This window comes from Wolbachia endosymbiont of Cylisticus convexus, assembly GCF_003344345.1.
Genome location: NZ_QPIP01000125.1, coordinates 1 through 2,318, shown reverse-complemented (window position 1 = coordinate 2,318; position 2,318 = coordinate 1). Strand labels below are relative to the sequence as shown.

Sequence of the window (2,318 nt, the reverse complement as noted above, 5' to 3'; positions counted from 1 at the left end):
GTCTACCCAAATTGGGATTTTTTGCTCAAACAGCTCATTGATAACACTATACTTTGAGCTAACTTGCGATTCGTCGAGAATAACCATGACATCAACTCCACGCTTTTTAGCTTGAACCAAGGATTCAGCAATAGGCTTCGAGGTAAATTGGTATGCTTGAACCAACACAGATTTTTTAGCATAGTCTACAGAATCAATTATTAGGTTGGTGCAATTTTCTCCAGGCGTGAAGCAGACTGTGGCTTTTGGGCAGGAAACACATCCCGATAAAAGCGAACAAGTTAATAAAATCAATAAATACCTAACCATGGCAAAATACATCCTTTCAGTTGACGGAGGAGGCATAAGGGGCATAATACCAGCCATCATTCTAGCAGAAATAGAAAAAAGAACAAGAAAGAGAGTAGCTGAAATCTTTGATCTAATGGCTGGTACTTCAACCGGTGGGATTGTTGTGGCAGGATTATGTAAAAAAGATAAACCTCAATATTCAGCCAATGATTTGGTTGAACTTTACCAAGAGTATGGACCATATATTTTTAAGTCTTCATTCTTTAGACGATCAATACTATCTTGGTTTAATTGTGCATAATACCCACACAAAAACATCGAATCGATATTAGAAAAATATTTTGGTGATGATACTCTACAAAACACTTTGAGTAATGTACTGCTTACCAGTTATGATATTCATAACAACCATCCTTTCTTTTTTAAGAGCTGGAAAGAAGATAGAAATTTTATCAAACTCAAAGATGCATTAAGAGCCACAACTGCAGCTCCAACATATTTTGCACCTAAGTATCTTAAGGTCAACCAAAAAGAAATGGTACTGGTGGATGGCGGAGTATTTGCGAATAATCCAGCTGCTTGTGCATATGCAAACAGTAAAAAACTTTTCCCTAATGAAGAGATTATTCTGGTATCAATCGGCACAGGTCGGCTATCTAATCGAATCAAGTACAGGAAATTAGGGAAAATAGCTTGGATAAAGCCCCTATTAAATGTGATGTTTGCTTCGAGCCTTGATGTAGTGAATTATCAACTAGGTAACGTAATGGACGACAGATATATAAGAATACAATCACACCTGACAATAGCGTCGGCTGAGATGGATAATGTAACACCTAAAAATATTAAATGTCTTCAGCAAGAAGCAAATGCAATGATAGAGGACAACCAGGAAGTAATAGATAAATTTTTGAAATGCCAAGCAAACTAAAGAAATTATACCACAAAGCAAAGAAAGGTTTAAAAAACATAGTTTCGTCCGAAAAATATACTAATGGCCAAGAAGCTAAAACTTCAAACGATAAGCCAAAACCGCTACATGAGCAACCTCTAAAGATGATGGAGAAAACCTCTAAAGCAAAAAAAGATAAAAAAGGAATAAAAGAAAAAATAAAAAGCTTTAAAATAAAGAAAGCAAAACCCGTAAAAAAAGAGCTAAAAAAGGGCAATACGTTCAAAAAAGGCTTCAAAAAGCTAAAAGCAAAAGTAAAAAATTAAACCCAATAAAGGTTAAAAAAAATAAGATCATTGGAAGCAAAAAGTTAGCGCTTTTACTGACTTCTGGCACGATTGTGGCAATTTTGCCGATGTTTAATTTGGCCCCTTTTCCAGCCTTAGCCATAACTTCGGCATGTGTTTTCAGTATTAATTTTATTGCAGTAAAAACGTTAAAGAAAGTTATCAAACAATGCAAATTGGCTGCAAGACCCGAAGCTGAGCCAGAAAAACTAGAAGAGGTATCTGTTGAACAAGCGAAATCTAAGCAAATTTTCAGAGATGGCAAATAGATTTATTAAATAAACAATTACTTTTGCTTATATCTTAATATAATATCTCTGAGTACCCTGTTTTTAATCCAGAATTCAAGTCAATTCATTTTTGGACACTCACCCAACTCATCAGCAGTTAGGCCACTTGCTCGCACAATAATGTCAATAGAAATATCTGCCTTTGATAGATTCTTTGCAACCCTGACTTTCTCTGCTTTTTTAACTTTTTCCTTGCCGCTTTTCATATCTTCAGATAGAGATTTAACTAACGCATCTAATGATTCTTGTTCTCTGTACTCATCCATTAAACTCAATAGCTTATTTTCCTCTTTGCTTTCCCTTGTTTTAGGCAGCAGAACTTTAATATTCACTGATAATCCTTCTGCTATTTGATATAATTTGTCAAATGATATGGCAGTGTATCCTATTTCATACTCGTGTATTTCCTTGAGTGTTAAACCAACTTTGTTTGCTAAATCTTTTTGAGTATACCTTTTTATCAATCTCCATTCTCTTATTCTTTGCCCTACTCTGTAG

Annotated in this window: 4 protein-coding genes and 1 pseudogene; 3 read left to right on the top strand and 2 right to left on the bottom strand. The window is 34.9% G+C overall.

Going from position 1 to position 2,318, the window contains the following annotated elements; genetic code table 11:
- The coding region (locus Wcon_RS08905; protein ID WP_410543450.1) for a phospholipase D-like domain-containing protein at positions 1–309 on the bottom strand (309 nt) is incomplete at its 3' end.
- Here Wcon_RS08905 and Wcon_RS08900 point away from each other — a divergent pair.
- The 3 genes and pseudogenes from Wcon_RS08900 (at position 308) to Wcon_RS08890 (ending at position 1,799) form a co-directional block, all read left to right on the top strand.
- A pseudogene (locus Wcon_RS08900) lies at positions 308–1,222 on the top strand (patatin-like phospholipase family protein). The gene Wcon_RS08905 and the pseudogene Wcon_RS08900 overlap by 2 nt on opposite strands.
- A complete protein-coding gene (locus Wcon_RS08895; protein ID WP_114517187.1) occupies positions 1,207–1,509 on the top strand; it encodes a hypothetical protein in 303 nt (100 codons plus the stop codon). Before Wcon_RS08900 ends, Wcon_RS08895 begins: the two are co-directional and overlap by 16 nt.
- A gap of 74 nt (positions 1,510–1,583) precedes the next feature.
- A complete protein-coding gene (locus tag Wcon_RS08890; protein WP_147269139.1) occupies positions 1,584–1,799 on the top strand; it encodes a hypothetical protein in 216 nt (71 codons plus the stop codon).
- An 80-nt stretch (positions 1,800–1,879) separates the two neighbouring features.
- Here the strand turns inward: Wcon_RS08890 and Wcon_RS08885 are convergent.
- On the bottom strand, positions 1,880–2,318 hold a 439-nt coding region (locus Wcon_RS08885; protein ID WP_147269181.1), incomplete at its 5' end, for a helix-turn-helix domain-containing protein.